Source organism: Paenibacillus sp. FSL F4-0125 (assembly GCF_038008565.1).
In the GTDB taxonomy this organism is placed as follows: domain Bacteria; phylum Bacillota; class Bacilli; order Paenibacillales; family Paenibacillaceae; genus Paenibacillus_AQ.
Genome location: NZ_JBBOZJ010000001.1, coordinates 4,577,314 through 4,600,236, shown reverse-complemented (window position 1 = coordinate 4,600,236; position 22,923 = coordinate 4,577,314). Strand labels below are relative to the sequence as shown.

25 protein-coding genes and 1 riboswitch are annotated in these 22,923 nt (G+C 44.2%); of the genes, 19 read left to right on the top strand and 6 right to left on the bottom strand.

Annotated features, from left to right (window positions below; all coding sequences use genetic code 11):
• Positions 1-50 precede the first annotated feature (50 nt).
• The 8 genes from NST74_RS20545 (at position 51) to NST74_RS20510 (ending at position 8,713) form a co-directional block, all read left to right on the top strand.
• The gene (locus tag NST74_RS20545; RefSeq protein WP_042129685.1) at positions 51-941 is read left to right on the top strand and encodes an ABC transporter permease; all 891 of its coding nucleotides are present in this window, start codon (positions 51-53) and stop codon (positions 939-941) included.
• A gap of 24 nt (positions 942-965) precedes the next feature.
• Positions 966-1,844, top strand: a complete 879-nt coding sequence (locus NST74_RS20540; protein WP_042129682.1) for a carbohydrate ABC transporter permease — start codon at positions 966-968, stop codon at positions 1,842-1,844.
• Between the two features lie 2 nt (positions 1,845-1,846).
• On the top strand, positions 1,847-2,893 hold the full coding sequence (locus tag NST74_RS20535; RefSeq protein WP_341114153.1) for a glycoside hydrolase family 53 protein: 1,047 nt from the start codon (positions 1,847-1,849) through the stop codon (positions 2,891-2,893).
• Between the two features lie 208 nt (positions 2,894-3,101).
• Positions 3,102-3,764: a stage V sporulation protein AA gene (locus tag NST74_RS20530; RefSeq protein ID WP_042129678.1), complete on the top strand. Its 663-nt coding sequence runs from the start codon at positions 3,102-3,104 to the stop codon at positions 3,762-3,764.
• Complete coding sequence (locus tag NST74_RS20525; protein ID WP_042129676.1) at positions 3,761-4,186, top strand: stage V sporulation protein AB; 426 nt, start codon at positions 3,761-3,763, stop codon at positions 4,184-4,186. Before NST74_RS20530 ends, NST74_RS20525 begins: the two co-directional genes overlap by 4 nt.
• A gap of 811 nt (positions 4,187-4,997) precedes the next feature.
• Complete coding sequence (locus NST74_RS20520; RefSeq protein ID WP_445668203.1) at positions 4,998-6,674, top strand: spore germination protein; 1,677 nt, start codon at positions 4,998-5,000, stop codon at positions 6,672-6,674.
• 127 nt (positions 6,675-6,801) lie between these two features.
• Entirely contained in the window at positions 6,802-8,136 is a 1,335-nt protein-coding gene (gene lysA, locus NST74_RS20515; RefSeq protein ID WP_341114151.1) for a diaminopimelate decarboxylase, read from the top strand.
• Between the two features lie 145 nt (positions 8,137-8,281).
• Positions 8,282-8,713, top strand: coding sequence for a peptidylprolyl isomerase (locus NST74_RS20510; RefSeq protein WP_042129672.1), 432 nt, complete (start codon positions 8,282-8,284; stop codon positions 8,711-8,713).
• A gap of 57 nt (positions 8,714-8,770) precedes the next feature.
• Here NST74_RS20510 and NST74_RS20505 read toward each other — a convergent pair whose 3' ends face one another.
• From NST74_RS20505 to NST74_RS20480, 6 genes are all read right to left on the bottom strand, one after another.
• Positions 8,771-9,529, bottom strand: coding sequence for a YwaF family protein (locus tag NST74_RS20505; RefSeq protein WP_341114149.1), 759 nt, complete (start codon positions 9,527-9,529; stop codon positions 8,771-8,773).
• A 292-nt stretch (positions 9,530-9,821) separates the two neighbouring features.
• The gene (locus tag NST74_RS20500) at positions 9,822-10,046 is read right to left on the bottom strand and encodes a hypothetical protein (protein ID WP_341114147.1); all 225 of its coding nucleotides are present in this window, start codon (positions 10,044-10,046) and stop codon (positions 9,822-9,824) included.
• Between the two features lie 60 nt (positions 10,047-10,106).
• Positions 10,107-10,271: an MBOAT family O-acyltransferase gene (locus NST74_RS20495; RefSeq protein ID WP_341114146.1), complete on the bottom strand. Its 165-nt coding sequence runs from the start codon at positions 10,269-10,271 to the stop codon at positions 10,107-10,109.
• 86 nt (positions 10,272-10,357) lie between these two features.
• Positions 10,358-10,588, bottom strand: coding sequence for a hypothetical protein (locus NST74_RS20490; protein ID WP_341114143.1), 231 nt, complete (start codon positions 10,586-10,588; stop codon positions 10,358-10,360).
• A gap of 190 nt (positions 10,589-10,778) precedes the next feature.
• Positions 10,779-11,882: a sensor histidine kinase gene (locus NST74_RS20485; RefSeq protein ID WP_341114142.1), complete on the bottom strand. Its 1,104-nt coding sequence runs from the start codon at positions 11,880-11,882 to the stop codon at positions 10,779-10,781.
• On the bottom strand, positions 11,879-12,589 hold the full coding sequence (locus tag NST74_RS20480; protein WP_341114139.1) for a response regulator transcription factor: 711 nt from the start codon (positions 12,587-12,589) through the stop codon (positions 11,879-11,881). The genes NST74_RS20485 and NST74_RS20480 overlap by 4 nt, the downstream gene beginning before the upstream one ends.
• Positions 12,590-13,135: 546 nt before the next feature.
• On the opposite strand from NST74_RS20480, the gene mscL reads away from it, so the two are divergent.
• The 11 genes from mscL to NST74_RS20425 all read left to right on the top strand — a co-directional run bounded on the left by mscL (position 13,136) and on the right by NST74_RS20425 (position 22,898).
• Entirely contained in the window at positions 13,136-13,540 is a 405-nt protein-coding gene (gene mscL, locus NST74_RS20475) for a large-conductance mechanosensitive channel protein MscL (protein ID WP_341114136.1), read from the top strand.
• A 231-nt stretch (positions 13,541-13,771) separates the two neighbouring features.
• Positions 13,772-13,947, top strand: a riboswitch (FMN riboswitch).
• A gap of 213 nt (positions 13,948-14,160) precedes the next feature.
• Entirely contained in the window at positions 14,161-15,294 is a 1,134-nt protein-coding gene (ribD, locus tag NST74_RS20470; RefSeq protein WP_341114135.1) for a bifunctional diaminohydroxyphosphoribosylaminopyrimidine deaminase/5-amino-6-(5-phosphoribosylamino)uracil reductase RibD, read from the top strand.
• 53 nt (positions 15,295-15,347) lie between these two features.
• Positions 15,348-16,016: a riboflavin synthase gene (locus tag NST74_RS20465; protein ID WP_341114134.1), complete on the top strand. Its 669-nt coding sequence runs from the start codon at positions 15,348-15,350 to the stop codon at positions 16,014-16,016.
• A 62-nt stretch (positions 16,017-16,078) separates the two neighbouring features.
• The gene (locus NST74_RS20460; RefSeq protein WP_076119794.1) at positions 16,079-17,332 is read left to right on the top strand and encodes a bifunctional 3,4-dihydroxy-2-butanone-4-phosphate synthase/GTP cyclohydrolase II; all 1,254 of its coding nucleotides are present in this window, start codon (positions 16,079-16,081) and stop codon (positions 17,330-17,332) included.
• A 36-nt stretch (positions 17,333-17,368) separates the two neighbouring features.
• Positions 17,369-17,836 carry a 6,7-dimethyl-8-ribityllumazine synthase gene (gene ribH, locus NST74_RS20455; protein WP_036676377.1) on the top strand — a complete coding sequence of 156 codons (468 nt, stop codon included), beginning with the start codon at positions 17,369-17,371 and terminating at the stop codon, positions 17,834-17,836.
• A gap of 134 nt (positions 17,837-17,970) precedes the next feature.
• Positions 17,971-18,762, top strand: a complete 792-nt coding sequence (locus NST74_RS20450; protein ID WP_042129650.1) for a segregation and condensation protein A — start codon at positions 17,971-17,973, stop codon at positions 18,760-18,762.
• On the top strand, positions 18,731-19,333 hold the full coding sequence (gene scpB / locus NST74_RS20445; RefSeq protein ID WP_042129648.1) for an SMC-Scp complex subunit ScpB: 603 nt from the start codon (positions 18,731-18,733) through the stop codon (positions 19,331-19,333). The genes NST74_RS20450 and scpB overlap by 32 nt, the downstream gene beginning before the upstream one ends.
• Positions 19,334-19,516: 183 nt before the next feature.
• Complete coding sequence (locus NST74_RS20440) at positions 19,517-20,230, top strand: DUF2953 domain-containing protein (RefSeq protein ID WP_341114133.1); 714 nt, start codon at positions 19,517-19,519, stop codon at positions 20,228-20,230.
• Between the two features lie 84 nt (positions 20,231-20,314).
• Positions 20,315-20,830 carry a GerW family sporulation protein gene (gene ytfJ / locus NST74_RS20435; RefSeq protein WP_341114132.1) on the top strand — a complete coding sequence of 172 codons (516 nt, stop codon included), beginning with the start codon at positions 20,315-20,317 and terminating at the stop codon, positions 20,828-20,830.
• A 166-nt stretch (positions 20,831-20,996) separates the two neighbouring features.
• Complete coding sequence (locus NST74_RS20430; protein ID WP_341114131.1) at positions 20,997-22,196, top strand: D-alanyl-D-alanine carboxypeptidase family protein; 1,200 nt, start codon at positions 20,997-20,999, stop codon at positions 22,194-22,196.
• 36 nt (positions 22,197-22,232) lie between these two features.
• Positions 22,233-22,898 carry a nucleoside recognition domain-containing protein gene (locus tag NST74_RS20425; RefSeq protein WP_341114130.1) on the top strand — a complete coding sequence of 222 codons (666 nt, stop codon included), beginning with the start codon at positions 22,233-22,235 and terminating at the stop codon, positions 22,896-22,898.
• Positions 22,899-22,923: the final 25 nt, after the last annotated feature.

Sequence of the window (22,923 nt, the reverse complement as noted above, 5' to 3'; positions counted from 1 at the left end):
TAATTTGAGTATGGTTACAGAAGAACTTGACACGATATGGGGGACCAAGGATGAGAACACTTAAAAAAACATGGCCATTTCACTTAATGTTACTGCCGGCGATGATCTTCCTGATCATCTTCAGCTTTATACCGATGGGCGGAATTGTGATGGCATTTCAAGATTATAAGCCATGGCTAAAAATTTCGGGATCAGCGTGGGTTGGATTAGATAATTTCCGCTATCTATTTGAACGTAATGACAGTATGCAGGTCATTTGGAATACTTTGATTATTGCCGTTCTGAAGATGATCTTCAATCTGGCTGTGCCGTTTGTGTTCGCCATTCTATTGAATGAGATTCGCAAGGTTTATATCCAACGTACGATTCAGACATTGGTATATTTACCTCACTTCTTGTCTTGGGTCATCCTTGGCGGGATATTGCTAGATTTGCTTGCTACAGATGGTTTCGTCAATCAGATCCTCGGTAGTATGGGGATTAAGCCTATCTTTTTCTTAGGAGATAATAATTGGTTCAGGTTTACGGTCATTCTCACGGATGTATGGAAGGAATTTGGTTATAACACGATCGTCTTCCTAGCTGCTCTAGCAGGAATTAATCCTTCATTATATGAAGCTGCTGAAATAGATGGTGCAACCCGCTGGAAACAGACACGTTTTATCACAATGCCTTCTCTACTGCCAATGGTTGTTGTTGTAGGTACTCTGGCGCTTGGAAATGTATTGAATGCAGGGTTTGACCAGATCTTTAACCTCTACAATCCGCTGGTCTATCAGAAAGGCGATATTATCGACACCTTCGTATACCGTACAGCGATTCTGAATGGTGAGATGGGCTTTGGTACAGCAATCGGACTGTTCAAGTCAGCCATTAGTATGGTATTGATCCTTGTTTCGTACAGCCTGGCTAAGAAATGGGCAGGATATCGCATTTTCTAAACTACCAAAGGAAGAGGGAGACCTATGTATTACAAAACTAGAGGTTATCGTATTTTCAACATATTCAATACTTGTTTTCTAATTCTACTTGCACTCATGTGTATTGTTCCTCTGATTCACGTATTAGCTGTATCTTTCAGTGCCAAGTCTGCGGCTGACGCCAACCTGGTGGGCCTGTGGCCAAAGCAGTTCTCTCTGGAAGCTTATAAAAAGACAATGAATAATCCGATATTCCTACACTCCATATGGGTATCCGTACAAAGAACTGTACTCGGAACCGGACTCACACTACTGATTACTTTTCTGGCAGCGTATCCCCTATCAAAGGAAAACTCGGCCTTCAAAGGTCGGAATGTATATTCCTGGTTGTTCGTTTTCAGTATGGTGTTCAATGGTGGTCTGATTCCATTCTATATTGTTATTCAAAAGATAGGCTTAATGGATTCCTTCTGGGTACTCGTTCTGCCAGGTGCGGTGAATACATTCTTGGTCATTCTGATGCTGAACTTCTTCCGAGGCATTCCTAAAGATCTGGAGGAAGCTTCGTTAATAGACGGAGCAGGACATTTCCGAACCTTGTTCAGCATTTACTTGCCGATTTCATTACCATCCATTGCGACGATTGCATTGTTTAGTATGGTGTTCCATTGGAACTCCTGGTTCGATGGCCTATTGTATTTGAATAATTCCAAGCAGTTTCCGCTGGCGACATTCCTGCAGACCGTTATTATTCAACGGGATATGAGCTCCATGAGCATTAATCCGAAGGAAATGGAATTGATCTCGCAGACAACGGTTAGAGCCGCGCAAATCTTTATCGGGGCTGCTCCAATTCTAATCGTTTATCCATTCTTGCAAAAGTATTTTGTTAAAGGGATGACACTTGGTTCTGTAAAGGAGTAGGGATGATGATAACGACATTTATCAATGGAATGGACATCTCGTTTCTGGATGAAATAGAGCAGGGTGGAGGCAAGTTCCACAGTAGCTCTGTTCGGACGGCTGAGGAGGGTGAGGATTTACTCCATATCCTTAAGGACAATGGAGTAAATGCCATCCGTCTGCGGATTTGGAATGACCCTCCTGGAGGCTTTTGTAATTTGGAACGTACGCTGGTTATGGCTAAGCGAATCAAGGACGCAGGGCTTAACTTTCTTCTGGATTTTCATTATTCAGATAAATGGGCCGACCCCGCTAATCAATGGAAACCAAAAGCTTGGGAGTTACTTGATTTTAGTGGTTTGACATCTGCTGTGTACGAATATACTCGTGAAGTTCTTAAGGCGTTACAGTCTCAAGATACCCTTCCCGATATGGTGCAGATTGGGAATGAGATTACGCCTGGCATGTTATGGGGAGAGGGCAAGGTAGATGGAGATAGTGATACTCCGGAACAGTGGGAGCAATTTACTACGCTAGTTAAAGCGGGTATAGCGGGTGCGAAATCCGTCGATTCTGACTTGTCCATCATGATCCACATTGACCGTGGGGCTGATCATCCGACTAGCCGAAACTATTATGATAGGTTCTTGGAGCATGGCGTAAATTTTGATGTTATCGGATTATCTTTTTACTCCTGGTGGCATGGTACTTTGGACGACTTGCAGCATAACCTGAACGAATTAGCGATGCGTTATAACAAGGATATCATTGTGGTGGAAACAGCCTATCCGTGGACGCTGAATGCACCTGAGGGTTTCTCTGTAATTGTTAATGAGGAATCCCAGCTACATGAAGGTTATCCAGCCACAGTAGAGGGTCAGACTAACTATATGAAGGATTTCATTAGCGTAATTGAGAATACACCTAACGGAAAAGGCATCGGTTTTTATTACTGGGAGCCCGCCTGGATCCCTTCGCAAAAGGAATGGTCTGTCGGTCATGAGAATGGATGGTCCAATTTAGCTCTGTTTGATTTTGAAGGTAAGAAACTGGATTCTCTTCAATTCTAGAGAGATCATAAGGAATAACAAAAAAGACAGCTTGAGGGAAATCACCTTGAGCTGTCTTTTTGTTGATTATCAAACTCATACCTTTGAGAGGTCAGTTTCCATTCATGGAAATTGATTTCAGCCTAAAGAGTAAAATTAAGGCTTTTCTCCCATACTACCGTTATCTTGCACCGGAGCTACTTGACCATAACCTTTAGGAGGAATGTGGATGAAACAACATTCTGCTCCCGCCATCTATATACAGCTTAAGAATCGGGTGACGGTGCCCAAAGGTAAAGGTGTCACATTGGGTGATATTGCATTTCTGATTGCGGAGCCTGAGCTGAAAGAGTCGCTGGAATCTATTCTGTTAATGAAGCCAGAGCAAAGTGACGGCAATCTAATTTTGATTGATCTCTTGATGGTGATTCCCCGCATTTATGAACTGGTGCCAGAAGCGGATATTGAGCCAATCGGTGAAGGCAGAACGATTGTGCAGATTGAGAGTCCGGTGGAGAGACGTAAGCCTTCAATAGCGATGTTTGTTTTAGTGTGGCTACTGCTGTTCTTCGGGTCTGCGCTGACAATCATGAATTTCCATGCGGATGTAAACATGCAGGAGGTCCAAATCCGAATTGTGGAGATGATCACCGGTCATCGGGATGAACATCCGGTTGTTTTTCAGATTGCATATTCTGTAGGCATCGGCTTTGGGATGGTCATTTTTTTCAACCATTTATTTAAGAAAAAGTGGAATGAGGAGCCTACACCGCTAGAAGTGGAGATGTACCTGTATCAGAAAAATATCGACCAATACGTCATCAATGAGGAGTACGGTAAAATGAGGCGCCGTGTAGAAACTCAACCAGAGAACACGGAGGAAGGAAGATGACGGCACCTATAACACTGGGATTGAATTTGCTGCTGGGTATTGCAGGTGGAATCGCTGTAGGCGGCGGTGTGATCGCTTTATTTGTTGTGCTTGACATGGTGCCCCGTCTGGCTCAATTAACCTCTTCTTACGATAAAGTACATTGGTACGAGGGTGCGATGGTAGTCGGGTCCTTGGTTGGTACCGTGAGTGATTTTTGGAATTGGAAAATATCCTCAGGTCCTTTAGTTGAACTGGGTATAGGCCTATTTGACGGGATTTTTGTCGGGATGCTCGCTGCAGCATTGACCGAGGTATTAAATGTGCTGCCGATACTCGCTAAACGCTTGAATATGACACATTATCTGTTCGGGCTGTTGATGGCGATGGTAAGCGGGAAGGTCGCGGGTTCTTTGTTCGACTGGTTTGTATACCGACAGTAAACAGGGGGGTTATGGAATGAGCAAGTTTATTCACAGCGGTGATTCAGTGCCGGATGATGATCATCAGGAGGAAAATGCTGCGGCTGCCGCAGCAATGAAGAATACTGCATCCGAGCTAGTTGCTGATCACACTGAAGCAGATACTGCTTCTATGGCCAGTGACGTCGCAGCTGCTGATCCGAGCCAAGGACAGCAAGATGCCGAAGCGTCAGATGAGCTCGGAACAGAAGAGCAAAGTGTAGAACCATCAGCGCAGCCAGAGTCTGGGAAGCAGGATGCCGAAGCATCAGATGAGCTCGGGACAGAAGAGCAAGGTGCAGAAGCGTCAGCGCAGCCGGAGTCTGGGCAGCAAGATGCCGAAGCATCAGATGAGCTCGGAACAGAAGAGCAAAGTGCAGAAGCGTCAGTGCAGCCGGATTCTGGGCAGCAAGATGCGGAGGCGTCAGATGAGCTCGGAACAGAAGAGCAAAGTGTAGAACCATCAGCGCAGCCAGAGTCTGGGAAGCAAGATGCGGAGGCATCAGATGAGCTCGGAACAGAAGAGCAAAGTGCAGAAGCGTCAGCGCAGCCGGATTCCGCACAGCAGGATGCGGAGGCGTCAGATGAGCTCGGGACAGAAGAGCAAGGTGCAGAAGCGTCAGCGCAGCCGGATTCTGGGCAGCAGGATGCGGAGGCGTCAGATGAGCTCGGAACAGAAGAGCAAAGTGCAGAAGCGTCAGCGCAGCCGGATTCCGCACAGCAGGATGCGGAGGCGTCAGATGAGCTCGGTAATCAGGAGCAGAATGAGCCTAGTAAAGGATTTTTTGCCAGATTGTTTGGCTTAGATTCAGACTCGGAATCCGAAGATGAGGCACAAGATCAGAATGCCCAACAAGCACCAAAACCCAAGCCGACTAAAAAGCAAGCACGGCAAGAGTCACAAGACAGCACTAACCAAAAGGGAATCAGTAAACTGCAAAAGAAACGAGATAGCGAGCACTCTAACTCGTTAAAAGAGTCCGTCATTTACTGGCAAGGAAATGATGAAATTTCAACTTCCTTACAAGATACAAAACATACACTTACTGAGGTAATCGGGCTCGGAACTAGCTTTGATGTAACGTTTAGGGAGATGTCCTTTGGCGGTCATAAGACAGCTCTGCTCTGTTTAAGTGGATTTACTAACGCAGATGTAACCGATGAGATCCTAAAGCGTCTGACCTATCTCACCTCTGAGAATCTGTCTGCGGGTGTACTGTCTAGCTTTATGAATGAATATGTCCCTCACATCCAGGTGGAGGAGGGTAATTCGTTAAGTGAAAGTATCGAGAAGGTACTAGAAGGTTTGAGCGTACTATTCATCGAAGGTGAGAACAAGGTTATCGTCATGGATACTCGTTCTTACCCTAGTCGCAGTCCCGACGAGCCTTCGATTGATCGGGTGGTACGCGGTGCACGCGATGGATTCACAGAGACTCTACTGAGTAATATTTCGCTTGTCAGAAGACGGATTCGTGATCCGGGGTTGAAATATGAGATATTTCAGGTTGGACGACGAACACAGACGGATGTCTGTGTGGCTTATATTGATGATATCGTTGATAAAACACAGGTTAGTTCTGTTATCGAAAAAATCAACAGTATTGATATCGACGGCATTCCTCTGGCAGATAAGCAATTGGAGGAGGCAATTATCGGGGGCGGTTGGAATCCATATCCTATGGTGCGTTATTCTGAACGCCCTGACGTAGTGGCCTCTAATTTATTAGAGGGACGGGTTGTAGTTTTCGTGGATACGTCACCAATCGTTATAGTTCTTCCGACTACATTTTTTGATCTCTGCCAGCATGCGGAGGAGAATCGTCAGACGCCTTTTATGGGAACGTACTTGCGGTGGGTTCGTTTCATCGGAATATTTGCTTCCATGTTCCTGCTACCGCTATGGATGTTGCTTGTCATTCATCCTGAGCTTAAGCCGCCTGTACTGGATTTTATTGGTCCTCAAAAGACGGCAAGAATTCCTTTAATTGCCCAGTTTCTAATTGTGGAGCTTGGGGTTGATTTATTGCGGATGGCTGCAGTACACACACCGACACCTTTAGGATCAGCGATGGGTCTGATTGCGGCAATATTGATTGGTGATATAGCTGTCCAGAGCGGATTGTTTGTCAACGAGGTAGTTCTATATATGGCGGTGGCTTCCATAGGTATGTTTGCGACCCCAAGTTATGAACTGGGTCTTGCGAATCGTATAGTCAGGCTTGGGTTATTGTTAGCCGTGGCGGCATTCCAGGTGCCAGGATTTATGATTGGCACGACACTACTGACTATTTTCCTAACTACCCATCGGTCCTATAACTCCTCTTATATGTGGCCGTTTATACCTTTTAATGCAAAGGCGATGAGTGAAATTCTATTGCGAAAGCCAGTTCTAAGCTCGAAGACAAGGCCGTCTTTCAATAAAACAAGAGACAATACAAGAATGCCGCCTAATCAAAAGAATGATTAACAATCGTAGGAAAATACAAAACTACTGCAAATTAGTCCATTCAATGGAGTTCCCACTGTCTGTTATACTGAATACACTAAAGACAGGGTGGAACCTTGATATTCCACAGAAATTGGAGGACTAAAGAATGTTTCTACACGGTACTAGCCGAATTAATGATGTTGGGCATCTGGAAATCGGCGGATGTGATGTAACTGAATTGAAAGCGGAATATGGAACCCCGCTATATATACTGGACGAGCAATTGGTTAGACAACGTTGCCGGGAATATATGGATGCTTTTAAATCCTCTGGACTTGGGTTCCAAGTAGCTTACGCAAGCAAGGCGTTCTCAGTAATGGCTATGGTTCGTTTGGCTGATGAAGAAGGCTTGTCGCTTGATGTTGTATCTGATGGTGAGCTTTATACTGCATTGCAAGCAGGCTTTCCTGCAGAACGCATTCATTTTCACGGGAACAATAAGACATCTGAAGAGATCGAAATGGCGATTGATGCCGGGATCGGTTGCTTTGTAGTTGATAATTTGGTGGAGCTTAGCCTTTTACAGTCGATTGCATCACGTAAAGAAGTTGAGGTTAACATCTTATTACGTGTGACACCAGGTGTCGAAGCACATACGCATGAGTACATTACAACAGGTCAGACCGATTCCAAATTCGGTTTTGATATTGGAAACGGTTCTGCTTATGAAGCAGTTAAAGCGGCAGTCAGCAAAAAGAATTTATTATTGCTGGGCGTACATTCCCATATTGGTTCTCAAATTTTTGAAACGGATGGATTCCAGCTTGCTGTTGAACGTGTAGCGAGTTTTGCTCGTAGTGTTAAAGAAGGTCTGGATGTGGACTTCCGTGTAGTAAACCTAGGTGGAGGTTTCGGTATTCGTTATGTAGAGGGTGATACCCCGTTACATGTTTCTGAATATGTAGCTGCAATTACGGATGCGGTGAAGACTCATTTTGCTGGAATTTATAATGCTTTGCCTGAAATCTGGGTCGAACCGGGCCGCAGTATCGTTGGAGATGCAGGTACTACACTTTACACTGTAGGTACGAACAAGGATATTCCAGGTGTGCGTAAGTACGTTGCCGTTGACGGTGGGATGACTGATAATCCACGTCCTGCATTGTATCAATCTAAATATGAGGCATTACTTGCAAATCGTGCGAATGAAGAGGCTACAGAAACTGTATCCATCGCTGGTAAATGCTGCGAGAGCGGAGATATGCTGATCTGGGATGTAGAACTGCCTAAGGCAGAAAGTGGCGATCTGTTGGCTGTAGCCTGCACGGGTGCTTACAATTACTCCATGGCGAGCAACTACAACCGGCTTCGTCGTCCGGCTTTAGTGTTCGTTCAGAACGGACACAGCGATCTTGTAGTGCGCCGTGAAAGCTACAATGATCTTATTGCCAACGATATTGTTCCTGAGCGTATCGCTAAACAAGCCGCTGTTGCTAAGTAACAGGGACTAATGTTAGGTGGGCAAAATTGGGAAGGCATAAAGAGCAAGCAGGAATTACTCCTGCTTGCTTTGCTTTGTGCGTGGTTTCATAGTAATATAATTGAGGTATTCTAATTTTGTTAATTTTGAAAGGGGTCATTTACATATGGCAAAGCAAGCGAAAATTACTCTTGAAACAGGCGGCGTAGTGCTGATCGACTTGTTCGATCAAGATGCACCAAACACTGTAGCTAACTTTGAAAAACTAGCAAAAGATGGTTTCTACAACGGATTGACATTCCACCGCGTTATTCCTGGTTTTGTTGCTCAAGGCGGATGTCCTAACGGAACTGGATCCGGCGGTCCAGGATATACCATCAACTGCGAAATCAATCCAAACAAACACGAGCGTGGCACACTTGCTATGGCGCATGCGGGTAAGAACACAGGCGGAAGCCAGTTCTACATCTGCTACGCTCCACAACCTCACTTGGATGGAGTACACACTGTATTCGGTAAAGTAGTTGAAGGTATGGATCTTGTTGATGCTTTCAAAGGACGCGACAAAATGACTTCGGTAGAAATCATCGAAGCTTAAGAATATTTAATTAAAAAGGCCAGCCTCCGATAATCCGGAGGCTGGCCTTTTTTGCATTTAATAAGGAAGCCGACCAATACGTTTACGCCTCGAATTACGCCGCTCTGGCACCCAGAAAAATACTAAATACATAAGCAGAAATACAATGAAGGCAAATAACTCCTCAACAAGCAGGTAGTAAGGATAAGGTCCGAAATAATCCATTACAGAATAAGTACTGGGCTTATGAGATAGGAACATGTAATTAGATCCTAGGATATAATTGGCGATCCAGACACACACAGCCACGACGTTAAGGCCAAGCATAGTGAACCAAAGTGATTTCCAAGTCGGTTTATAGCCCTCAATCCAGGTCATATAAAGAGAAGCAAGAATGATACCGCCATGAGCTACAAAGAACAGTAAAAATCGAAAATGAGGGAACGGATAGACCAGATTCGGTGTGAGTAAAGCAATGAATGCTCCACCTATTCCGGCAAAATACAGAAAGGAGTAAAGTCTTCGGCTGCGTGTAATCAGCATGATAATGGATAGTAGTAAAGTAATTCCGCATAGTTCGAGCGGTAATGATGAGCTGGATTGCCATACCTGCTGAGAGAGATACCATATTTGAAGTCCCGCTTCTGAGAACATAAGAATAACAATTAACAGCAAGCGAACACTTTGCCGAAGTCTCACGTCCGTGCGAATTTCGAATCTGAAAACGTAAAGTAGTAGACACACCAATGCAATGATAGACAGAGCAATCCAATGTGAAAGGGAGAACATAATAAAATCTTCTGTACGCTGTCGATTAAAGTAAGATGAAAGATGCATGAACCAACCTCCTTTGTACATAAAAATACTCTGAAAATTTACTTTGTATTTTGAATTTTTCCGTTTCTGTAAATCCATAAAATGGATAAATATTGTACATATATATTCTGTCAACTCCGCCACAAAAGGAAGACTTTTCATTATTTTAACATAAGATTGGGCGATGGGCGCGGAATTACATAAGAAGCATTCGGCATAAAGTAGTGACAGAGATTAAGTTTTAAGAGGGGATGCGTTTCGATTTTGTATGAATCCCAGGAGATGTACGCATAATCAGTCCTCCATAATATTTTTAAAAGTTAAAGTATAAAAAGGTCGTAATTCGGTTGAAGAATAGCAGCGAGAATACGATGATAAATGCCATTACAAAAGCAGTTTTCCGGCTATACTGTAAATTGTGTTTGTTCCAGATATGACGCGGATTCCAGAGAATAATTGTCAATAAGATGAGAATCAGAAGGATTGCCCATTTCAGCGTACCTATAGACGGTAAAGATATCCCGTTAAGACCACTCATCCCTTTTAATAAACGAATCGCTTGAGACAGGTGCTCAGATCGGAACAATACCCATGATATTCACGAAGATGAAGGTGAGTAGCCATGAGAACCACTTGGGAAAGTGAAACCCCAGCGTCCCCAAATTTTCTCCACAGCTTGTCCGACACCATGCAGAAGCCCCCAGAGAATGAACATCAAACCTGCACCATGCCAAAAGCCACCAATCAGTAACGTGATCACCACATTTCGAATTGAAATCCAAAATCCTTTCCGGTTACCCCTAGTGGAATGTAAATATAATCTCTAAGAAAATGGCTGAGTGTAATATGCTAGCGTCTCCAGAAATCGCGGATATTTAGCGCACGGTAAGGGGCGTTGAAATTTTGAGGCAAGCGGATGTTGAACAACAATGCGATTCCGATCGCCATATCCGTGTAACCTCTGAAGTCGTAGTAGAGCTGTAAAGTATAGGAGAGGACAGCCACCCAAGAATCTATAAAATGCGCCGCGGTAGCAAATCCATTGTCAGCATAACCAGCCAGAGTATCTGCTAGGACCACTTTTTTTCCAAGACCGATACTAAATAATAAAATACCTTTTCGTACGTTGTTCCAGTTCCAGACCTTATTTAATCCTCACTTATAGCGGATTTGGTATGGAATCACTATAAGCCACAGATCTTAAGCCTTTATGTTATGAATTCTTATCTTCTTCTTAATGGATGAGATTGTAAAAAAATCCCCGCAAGCATCATTCGCTCGCAGGGAAGGAAGTCTCAAATTCAGTTTGTTTACGTGAGCTTTTAGCAGAAATCGTTCCACCGTGAAGCTCTGTGATGCTCTTGGCAATCGCGAGTCCTAGACCACTTCCGCCAGTCTCTCTGGAACGTGACTTATCTACGCGATAAAATCGTTTAAATAAGTGTGGGAGGTCCGTGGCAGAGATTGGATTGCCGTAATTCGTGCATGTAGCAATCACTCTATCGTCTTTTCTATAGACAGAAATATCTAGAATCTTACCTTCTTTACCGTATCTAACCGCATTGGTAAATAGGTTCTCATATAATCGTACTAACTCGTCCGCATCACCATGGATAATTAAAGGGCTCTTATCTGTATGAATACGGTAGGTCATATCCGTTTGCTCTAGTACGGGAGCGAATTCCTCGACAAGCTGTTCGAGCAGCTTTCCGAGATCTACAGGCTCTATATTAAGAGGGAGACCGCTGCTGCTAACCCGTGTATATTCGAATAAATCGTCGATTAGTTTTTTTAGAGTCAGTGATTTCTCATAGGCAATATTCACATAATAACGCAGCTCAACCTCGTTCTTATAACGATCCTTCTCCACATACTCAAGGAATCCGAGCACAGAGGTTAGCGGGGTTCGGAGATCATGGGATACACCAGTGATTAAGTCGTTTTTGGCTTTCGCAGCTGCTCGTTCTTCCTCTATAGCGGATTTAAGCTTGCCAGCCATGAGGTTCATATTTTCGGCGAGTTTACCGAGTTCATCCGTACCTGTTACTGTTACCTTGAAAGATAAATTGCCGTCGGCAATCGCTTGAACCCCGCTCGTAATGTTATGAAGCTTGTTTGTGGTACTTCTGGATAGCTTTAGGATAAAAAAGATAAACAAAGGAATTCCAATAAGAATCACTATTGGCGTAGAACCGATGTTATTGATTACCCAGTGGATGAGTTTAACCCCCAAAAAGGAACGCGAAGGATTTAGCCATATTAATAGGGATGTCCCATAATAACCCATCAATAAAATTGCTGCTGTAAGTGCTAAACTTGTTAAGCTGAAGCCAACTATTTTCCAGGAGAGGGTATCGAATCGTTTGAAATTCAACTAGAAGAACCCCCATTTTCCAGTTTGTAGCCAACGCCCCATACCGTTTTCAAATATTGTGGCTTTCTCGGATTAGCTTCAATTTTTTCTCTGATTTTTCGAATGTGTACCATGAGCGTATTATTGCTCTCGAGAAATTGCTCTTTCCATACTTTGGCGTAGATTTGCTCCATGCTCAGTACTTGTCCCCTGTTACGGGCGAGCAGCTCCAGAATTGCGAACTCTCTCGGAGTAAGTTTAACGGGCTGATCATCCACGCTAACTTCATGCGTCACCGAGTTAATAACTAAGCCATCAATGATGATTTCATCCTGTTTGGCACTTAGATCGACCATGTAATTTCGGGTTCTGCGCAGCTGGGATTTAATTCGGGCAACGAGCTCCAGTGGACTAAACGGCTTCGTAACATAATCATCCGCACCTACACTGAGTCCTGTGATTTTATCTAATTCCTGACCCTTTGCTGATAACATAATAATTGGGAATTTTTGTGTTTCTCGAATTTTTATACAAGCCTCTATACCGTCCATGTTGGGCATCATAATATCTAGAACCATTAGGTCTATCGTTTCTTTTTTGATAATTTCAAGTGCTTCCAGTCCGTCTCGGGCAGTTAACAGGCGATATCCTTCGTTCTCCAGATAGATCTGCATGAGCTTGATAATCTCGGCTTCATCGTCAACCAAAAGCAGTGTTGCGTTGTGCATGATTCAGCGTCCTTTCTTGCTTGTAAAGCAATTGTTCTACAAGAAGTATACAATATATTCACGTTTAAAAGACTTATTTGAAGGCTGGCGGTGAACGAAGTGCCATATCGTCGATTTTGGTAATATAACATTGTGTGAGAAATCCCTGAGGTTAACCAAATCGCCCAAATTCCTCGAAACACCATTCCAGGCGGATTGTTCTTATTAGTTTGCTCTGATCGAAGGGCCTCAATCCATGTCTTAATCTGTGGATAATACATTCCGAGCCATGCCCCTAGCATGTAATAGGAGAAAGAGGTGAGGCACCAGTTGCCTCTGTTCGCACGAACGAGCTGAAGCTCTGGAATTTTTTCTTTTTTCAGAGTTGTCATGATAGAAATCTTCCTTTCTTGTAGTTCGTAATCCTTATTTAACAAGAGATTTCTTAACAACGGCGGCAGGTAAAAGGTAAAGGTAAACTTAATAGTTTCTTAACAAGTCTTAAGATTTGGGAAGCTACTATGCTATAATAATTTCAAATTCGATAGGTTGGAGGGAAATTGGAAGATGTGGAAAGAGTTTAAAGCTTTTGCCCTGAAAGGAAATGTATTAGATTTAGCCATTGCTGTCGTTATCGGAGCAGCTTTTGGTAAAATTGTGACATCATTAGTGTCAGACATCATAATGCCGATCGTTGGCTTAATAACAGGTGGTATAGATCTCAAGGATCGGGCTCTGAATGTTATGGTGATGGAGAATAAATTATCTATTCCATACGGTCTATTTTTACAGGCAGTGGTTGATTTCTTTATTATTTCCTTCTCAATCTTTATGGTGATCAAGCTAGCAAACAAATTTCAACGTAAAGAAGCGGTTAAAGTCGAAGTAGTGGAGACTCCTGCACCTGCCGAGGATATCGTACTGTTGACTGAAATTCGTGATTTGTTGAAACAACAAGAACGTGGTTTGTAATTGGAAAAAGAAAGCAGGGTGCGCTTGGAGATGTAGTCCTGGCGCTTTTTTCTTTCTTTTTTTATTCGTAAATTTATTAATAAAAAACAATGTCGTTTCTTCTTGTAATCACCGTACATCTTAGAATTAAGTTACAAATTTTAAGTAAATATATTAAACGCACTTGCATTTCGATGGTGTAAGTGATAATTTTGTTAGTAAGGAAAACTTGAACCTCAATTAAATAAAGGATCAATCCTTCAGGGCAGGGTGTAATTCCCTACCGGCGGTGATGCTGTTGTAGAGTGCTTAATTATTAAGTTTATCTACCGCGCTTAGTCCGCTACCCGGCTCGCATTGTTGATGCGAACGGTGGACCCGGTGAAATTCCGGGACCGACAGTATAGTCTGGATGGAAGAAGGAGAGGTTAACCGCTTGTCTGTATAGACAGGTGGACTGCAGTGTTTTCATTTATTATGTGCGATATTTCACAATTGCCGTCGATTGACGGTTATTTACGCACACTTTTATTTGGACTGCCGATAAACTCTCACATAACCCATCTTGAACTCCTCCTGGAGAATGAGATGGGTTTTTCTGTTTTTAAATCAGATAGACAGTAAGGGGATAGGAGGACGAGATGGACAACATGAATGACGAGTTTTATATGTCGCTGGCGCTGGATATGGCAGAACGGGCCCAAGGGCAGACGGGAATTAACCCGGTTGTTGGCTGCGTTGTTGTAAAGAATGGAGCTATGATTGGGCTTGGAACTCATTTGCAGCGCGGAACAGGTCATGCTGAGGTGCATGCCTTGAATATGGCGGCAGGTCAAGCTAAGGGTAGCACTGCCTATGTCACACTGGAACCGTGCAGTCACTATGGCAAGACTCCGCCTTGCAGCCAAAGGCTGATCGATGAGGGCGTAGCCAGAGTGGTAGTCGCTTGTGAAGACCCTAACCCTCAAGTGGCAGGCCGCGGGGTTCAAATGCTACGCGAGCATGGCATTGAAGTAGAAGTAGGGTTGCTGCGTGATCGTGCGCTGCGGCTGAATGAGCGGTTCATCAAGTATATTTTGACCAAACAGCCGTTTGTGACGCTCAAGAGTGCCAGTACGTTGGATGGCAACCTGGCTACCAAATCAGGTGATAGTAAGTGGATTTCGAACGGAGAAGCGCGGGAGATTGTACATACACTGCGGCACCGGCATCAGGGGATCATGGTCGGTGTGAACACAGTGATTGCAGATAATCCTTCACTGACGACAAGAACGGAAGTGCCTGGGATTAACCCGGTGCGGATCGTGATTGATTCTGGACTACGTACTCCATTGGATTCAGCAGTAGTAAGTGACGGTCTAGCGCCTACTATCATCGTGACAACTGAAGCTGCAGATGCTGACAAGAAAGCTGCTCTGCTTGAGGCAGGGGTACAAATCGTTACTAGCGGTGCAGGACCACGGGTGGATTTGAAGGCTGCTATGGTAACGCTCGGCGAGATGGAAATTGGATCAATTTTACTTGAAGGCGGAGGTACGCTAAACGGTGCGATGCTTGAGAGTGGGTTGGTTGATCGGGTGATCCTCTTTTTTGCTCCAAAGATTGTCGGCGGTGGTGCTAATGCGAAAGGGACCTTCGTATTTCCAGGTGTAGAGCTGATGAAGGATGCGATTTCTCTGGAGGGATTGGAAGTAAAAGTGCTCGGAGATAATGTATGTATCAGCGGTACTCCGGTACTCCGGTACGCTAAAGCGAATGCTTCCGATGTAAGTTAAGAACGAAGTGTTTTCTTTAAAATTATGCTTACAAAACTTTTAGGAGGGAAAGCATGTTCACTGGATTAGTCGAAGAAGTTGGCACTTTGAGAAGTGTCTCCACCGGTGGAGAAATGATGGTGCTGAACATTGCCGCTTCGGTCATCATGGGTGATCTGAAGATTGGTGACAGTGTATCGGTTAATGGCGTCTGTCTTACAGCGACAACTTTAGGCGAGAACTATTTTACAGTGGATGTCATGCCTCAGACCTATCGAAACAGTAACCTGAAGGAGCTGCGTCCTGGCAGTCGGATGAATCTGGAACGAGCAATGGCAGCCGGAGGCCGATTTGGAGGGCATATTGTTCAAGGGCATGTGGACGGCACAGGTGCTATCAAAAGCGTGAAGCGTGATCAGAACGCAGTAGTATATGAGATCGCGCCAGATCGCAAATCACTGTTCAAATACATCATTCCTAAAGGGTCGATCACGATCGATGGCATTAGCTTAACTGTAGTAAAGACGACGGCTTCATCACTAACTGTATCCATTATTCCGCATACGTTGGGGGAAACTGTGTTAACTTACAAGCGGGCAGGAGACAGTGTAAATATAGAGTGTGATGTCCTTGGCAAATATGTCGATCATCTTCTGCATTATGGCTCGACTGCACAGGATGAAGAAAGTGACAGCAGCTCTGGGATTAGCCATGATTTCTTGGCTGCGAACGGATTTGCTTAAATAAAGAGTAAGCTTACGAGGACGGAAACAATCCTTGGTAAAGCTATTAGGAGGATAGAATCATGAGCGAACAATCGAAGAAGGAAAGTGTCTTGGACCCGATTGAAGAAGCTATTTATGATTTAATGCGCGGCAAAGTCATCATCGTAGTGGATGATGAAGATCGTGAGAATGAAGGGGATTTTATAGCTCTTGCTGAACGGGCGACACCAGAAGTCATCAATTTTATGATCACTGAGGGACGTGGTTTGGTCTGCATGCCAATTACCGCAGAACGTGCGGAAGAACTTGAACTGCAGGCCATGGTCAGCCACAATACAGATAATCATGGCACAGCGTTTACCGTATCCGTAGACCATATCGATACAACAACTGGTATTTCTGCTGGGGAAAGATCCTTGACTGTAAAGGCCATGATTGACCCTAAAGCGAAGCCGTCTGATTTCCGTAGACCTGGCCATATGTTCCCGCTGATTGCGAAAAAAGGCGGCGTGTTGCGACGTTCCGGACATACAGAGGCTGCTGTTGATTTAGCCCGTATGTGTGGTGCATATCCAGCCAGTGTGATTTGTGAAATCATCAAGGAAGATGGCTCGATGGCTCGGTTGCCTGATCTAGTCGAGATTGCTAAGAAGCATGATCTTAAATTAATCAGCATCAAAGATCTCATTCACTATCGGAATGAGAAGGAACAGCTCGTCAATCGCGAGGTGTCGGTGCGTCTGCCTACCGATTTCGGTGAGTTTCAGACCATTGCTTATACAAATGAAGTTGATGATAAAGAACATGTAGCATTGGTGAAGGGCGATATTTCAGGGGATGAGCCAGTGTTAGTACGTGTACATTCCGAATGCTTGACGGGGGATGTATTTCACTCTCATCGCTGCGATTGCGGTCCGCAATTTGAAGCAGCGCTTCGGCAGATCGAAGCTGCCGGTAGAGGGGTATTGCTCTATATGCGCCAAGAAGGTAGAGGTATTGGTCTTATTAATAAGCTTAAAGCCTACAAGCTGCAAGAAGAAGGACTAGATACCGTAGATGCGAATCTTAAGCTTGGTTTTCCAGCAGATTTACGTGATTACGGGATTGGAGCACAAATTCTGAAGGATCTAGGTATAAGTCAAATTCGTCTCTTAACGAACAATCCTCGAAAGATCAAAGGATTGGAAGGCTATGGATTGGAAGTTGTTGAACGCGTGCCAATACAAATGCCGGAGAATAAAGATAATACTAATTATCTCCATACGAAGCAGGCGAAGCTTGGACACTTGTTGTCTTTTGACGACATTGAACAAAATGAGGATTCGAAAGTATAACCATACATTATAAAAAACGAAGGGTAGATGATTGATATGCCGAAATATTTAGAAGGACATTTAGTTTCTGAGGGTTTAAAATACGGAGTCGTAGTAGGACGTTTTAATGAATTTATTACCAGTAAGCTTTTATCCGGTGCACTAGATGCATTTAAACGCCACGGTGTTGGTGATGATGAGGTAGATGTGGCTTGGGTTCCAGGTGTGTTTGAAATTCCGTTGATTGCTCAAAAAATGGCGGAAAGCGGTAAGTACGACGCTGTAATCACTTTAGGAACAGTTATCCGCGGTTCTACAACGCACTATGATTATGTATGTAATGAAGTCGCTAAAGGCGTAGCCGCGATTAATCTTAAAACCGGCGTGCCGACGATTTTCGGGGTAGTTACTACTGAAAACATTGAACAAGCCATTGAGCGTTCAGGAACTAAAGCAGGGAATAAAGGCTGGGATGCTGCGACTGCTGCGATTGAAATGGCGAATCTTAACAAACTGTTTAAGTAAGACAGCTATTGACGAATCAGCTGAATTCGTGCTTATTTATAGTATAAGAAGAAAGCATGGATTATAAAGCCCTTTCTACTTGTGTAGCGTCCTTTGGGCGCTGCACTTTACTTTTTTTGGCGGGAGGATGCTTCGTGACTGTATTGTACAAGCTGGAAACGTTTGAAGGTCCGCTGGATCTGCTTTTGCATTTAATTGATAAGGCGGAAATCGACATCCAGGACATTCCGGTCGCCGAGATCACCGAACAGTATATGGAATACCTGCGAAGTATGCAGGAGCTTGAACTGGATATTACGAGTGAATTTCTCGTGATGGCTGCAACCCTATTATCTATAAAGAGCAAGCTATTGCTGCCCAAACCACCGGTCATTGAGATCGATGATTTTGAATATTACGAGGAAGATGAATTTGATCCACGAGCTGAGCTCGTTCAGCGACTGATTGAGTATCGTAAATTCAAGAGTATTGCTGTTCATTTAATGGATATGGAGAGCGAGCGGAGCTTGATTTTTACGAAGGAACCGGAGGATCTGGGTCCATTCGTGCCTGAAGAGATCGACCATACGCTAAAAGGACTACATACTTCCGACCTTATAGCTGCTTTCCGTAAAGCACTAAGTAAGGCGGCAAGAAGGTCTTCTTACCAGCGGATCACCCGGGACGAAATATCGGTAAAAGATCGTATACGTGATGTATCGGATGCGCTGCAGCGCAGAGGAAAGGGCGGAAGGCTCCATTTCTCAGCACTGCTTCACGATGAAATGGCGCGACACGAAATTGTAGTTACTTTTCTTGCGATTCTGGAACTAATGAAAATGAAGGCGATTTTTTGCTACCAAGAGAAATTGTTTGAAGACATCGTAATGGAGTGGAGAGGAGGAGAACACTTCAATGGATTACAAAACGCTGAAATCGATTATTGAAGGCCTGTTGTTTCTATCAGGTGATGAAGGAATCTCCGTACGGCAAGTCGCCGAGATTACGGAGCAGCGGCCAGAGCTTGCGGCTGGAGCATTAGAAGAACTGAAAGAGGATTATGTGACTCAGGAGCGGGGGTTACAGGTAGTCCAAATTGCCGGGAATTACCGGCTGGCTACATTGCCTGAACATGCCCATTATTTTGAGCGATTGGCTTATTCCCCATCTAGATCCACTTTGTCTCAAGCCGCATTAGAGACATTGGCGATTGTGGCTTATCGTCAACCGATTACACGGGTGGAGATCGAAGAAATTCGAGGTGTGAAATCTGAACGTGCAATTCATACGCTGAATAATAAGGATTTGATCCATGAGGTAGGTCGTGCGGAAGCGGTAGGACGTCCAATCTTGTATGGCACGACTAAATCATTCTTGGAAAGTTTTGGCCTTGCAAGTCTGAATGAATTGCCAGAACCATCAAACTTCGAATCCACGGATAATTTGGAAGAGGAAACGCAGCTATTGTTCAATAAGCTGGATACTCAAATGACGTTCGAGGATATAGAGGAACCTTAGTTTTTTTGTAATTCCGCAATTATTTATATTGCTGGGACAGCCCATAAACCATTCATATGGTTTATGGGCTGTCCCTATTTTTTTGAAGAGGCACTTTTTTATCCAAACCCCGAATTTTTTCCAGCTTAAATTGCCATACTAAACCAAAGGTTCCCATTATTTCGGTTTCTTGGAGGTAAATACGTGACGTTATGGCTTGGAATTCCCCTCGGATTGCTGGTGTTGGCAATGATCCTGGTTCTGTCTTCATCTATCGATTTCCGCATCCGGTGCTATAAACATGACAAAAATGATCTGCTCGAGTTAGATGTTAAGACTCTTTTTGGTCTAATCAAACTCCACTATGAACTGCCCCGATTGGTCTTTAAAGGATTGGAGCAAGGTGTGATCGGGAAGTTTAAAGAGACGGGATCCGCGACTACAGGTGTTGATACTGTAAAGGAAGAGCAATTCGATAAAAAAAGATTTGAGCACTGGCGGGACAATATACAACTAGCAGTGAAGTCTACACGCGGATTGAAAAAATGGTTTAAGGAAACCGTATCTCATGTCAAAATATCAAAGCTCGACTGGTCCACGGATTTCTCACTTGGTGATGCAGCTGACACAGCCATAGTATCAGGGGCCGTATGGGGATTGAAGTGGAGCATCGTTGGATTTATTTCGCAGTGGGTCAAATTGAAATACAATCCACGAGTGTTTGTGAAGCCTGTTTTTCAAGATGAGCCTTCTTTTTCAATGGAGTTCGTATGTGAGGGTAAAATGTCCGTTTCCTATGCCGTATACGCATCAATGAAGCTCCTTCTACGTGTCTTGAGAGAGACAGGGGGAATCAGTAATTGGAGAAAGTTACTAAAACGGATGCGCAGGGAGCCTCATGGGCAAAGTTTAGAATGAAAGTTACATACAAATGTGTGGATGTGGGGATGATAAGCGCTGTAGAAGCATGAGAAATCGTACTCAATCAAAGGAGGAAACAATATGAGCGACCATCCTATTCAGGGCCTAATGCAAACAGCGATGGAAAATATCAAGGGTATGGTAGATGTTAATACGATTGTTGGAGATCCGGTACAAACACCTGACGGTAGTATTATTCTCCCGATTAGTAAAGTGGCCTTTGGATTTGCTGCAGGGGGTAGTGATTATCGAGTAGAGGATTCTATAAGTGGATCCAGCTCCCAAGGCGGTGTCAAAATGCTTCCTTTTGGTGGCGGTAGTGGGGGCGGTGTCTCCATTAGACCAATTGCTTTTCTAGTGGTTGGTAAGGATGGGGTAAACATTGTGCCACTCGACAATCAAACGCATTTGTTCGAAAAAATTATCGATGCCACGCCTGGGCTAATCGATAAAATCCAGACCATGTTCCAAAGCAGCAGCAGTTCTTCAGGTCAAGCTGGGTCAACTGCTACACAAGCACCACAAGCACAAGCATCACAAGCATCACAAGCACCTGCTAAACCCGATCCAAGTACATCCCAATCTTCAACACATTAGGTACACATAATTGTTCAAATAGCCTCGGGGATATCGCCTTACATCAGGCGGTGTCCCTTTTTGTGTGGAGAGGACATACCCTAAGGCTGGTCCGCATACACTTGTACAACATAAGCATGAAATGAATGACTTTACTTAAGAACCGATAAGAATCCGGAGGATAAATATGAAGACTATAACCCGTAAATTTCCAATCGCCTTATTACTGAGCATTGTGTTGTTTCTTCTGACACCGCTAACCTTGATCCATGCGGAGAACAGCTCCATATCTACGCATGCAAGGGCAGCAGCGCTGATTGATGTGGAATCCGGGCGTATTCTGTATAGCAGTCGAGGAGATGAGCCTATGCTTATTGCCAGCCTGACTAAAATAATGACCGCCCTCGTCGCTATTGAGAATGGCGATTTAGCCTCCAAAGTCAAAGTTGGAAAAAATGCCTTCGCCAAAGAAGGCTCCTCAATTTATTTACAGCAAGGAGAAGAGATGACGCTGGAAAATATGTTGTATGGTCTAATGCTGCGCTCAGGGAATGATGCGGCAACAGCGATTGCTGAACATATTGGCGGATCTGAAGAAGGGTTTGTATACCTGATGAACAATAAGGCTGAGGAGCTAGGATTGAAGAATACTCATTTTGCTAATCCGCATGGTCTTGATGCTGAAGGCCATTATTCGAGTGCTAACGACTTAGCCGTTCTGACGGCTTATGCTCTTCATAATCCTGTATTTAAGCAAATAGTGAAGACGCAGGAGAAAACTGCAGACAATCCAAATGAGAAGTGGAATTACAAATGGAGAAACAAGAATAAAATGCTGTACTTATATGAGGGAGCGGACGGTGTAAAGACAGGGTATACCAAAAAAGCGCTACGCTGCCTTGTCAGCTCGGCGACTAGAAACGGTCAGCAGCTTGTCGCAGTGACTATAAATGATGGCGACGACTGGAATGATCATGCTTCATTACTAAACTTCGGGTTTAATCACTATCCGCTTAGGACATTGATCGAACGTGAGGATCCTGTAAGCGGTTATGACTTCGTGACAGCTAAAAAATTTGCCTATCCTCTCGGACAAGGCGAACAGGATAGAGTGACCACCAAACTTGTCCTAAATCAGATGCCTGCAGCATCAGCTAAAACTGTAAGATCAAACTTTGGACTGCAAGGGGTTCTCGTTCTAAATCTAGGTGACAAAGAAATAGGCCGGGTTCCGGTGTATACACGAGAGTCCTTACCACCTGAGGAATCCGCTTATACTAAAAAATATAGTGCAACCCAAGCCCACACTTATCCTGCAGATAATTGGTTTCAGGCTTTAGGAAGTGCACTGAAGGCTTTATTAAAATTGGGGGAAAGCTCCAAGTAAGCAGATAGGCTGAATAATGAAGAGGGAGGCGTATCCATGATTAACGGGATTTGGCTAGGAATGATCATCATCGGTTTTCTGTTCGCCGCCGTTAACGGCAGAATGGATGAATTTACAGCCGCCGTATTCGACGGAGCTAAGAGTGGGGTTACAGTAAGTTTCGGTTTAATAAGTGTGCTTGTATTCTGGCTTGGAATTATGCGGATCGCAGAGGATGCTGGTTTGCTTAAAAAAATAGCCAAGATACTTGGTCCAATTGTATCCTTCCTCTTTCCAGATGTACCGAAGGGTCATCCTGCGATCGGTTATATCCTCTCCAACATGAGCGCTAACTTGCTTGGACTAGGCAATGCGGCTACACCTATGGGGATCAAGGCGATGCAGGAGCTACAGAAGCTCAATCCTGATAAAGATACGGCCACGCCAGCTATGTGTACCTTGCTTGCGCTTAACACGGCAAGCATTACGCTTATTCCCGCGACATTAATTGCGATTCGATTGAATTACAATTCGGCAGATCCTGCGGGAATAGTAGGCACGACCCTCGCCGCAACAGCTGTGGCGACCCTTGCGGCGATAGCGGCTGACCGATTCTTCCGAAGGATGACAATGCTGCGCAAACCTCCAAAGCCACCATCAGCAAAGTCTGGTTCTGCCTCATTGGCGAAGACGTCGCTGTCTAATTCTTCTTTGAAAGGGTGAGCATGACTTGTACCAGTTAATCAGT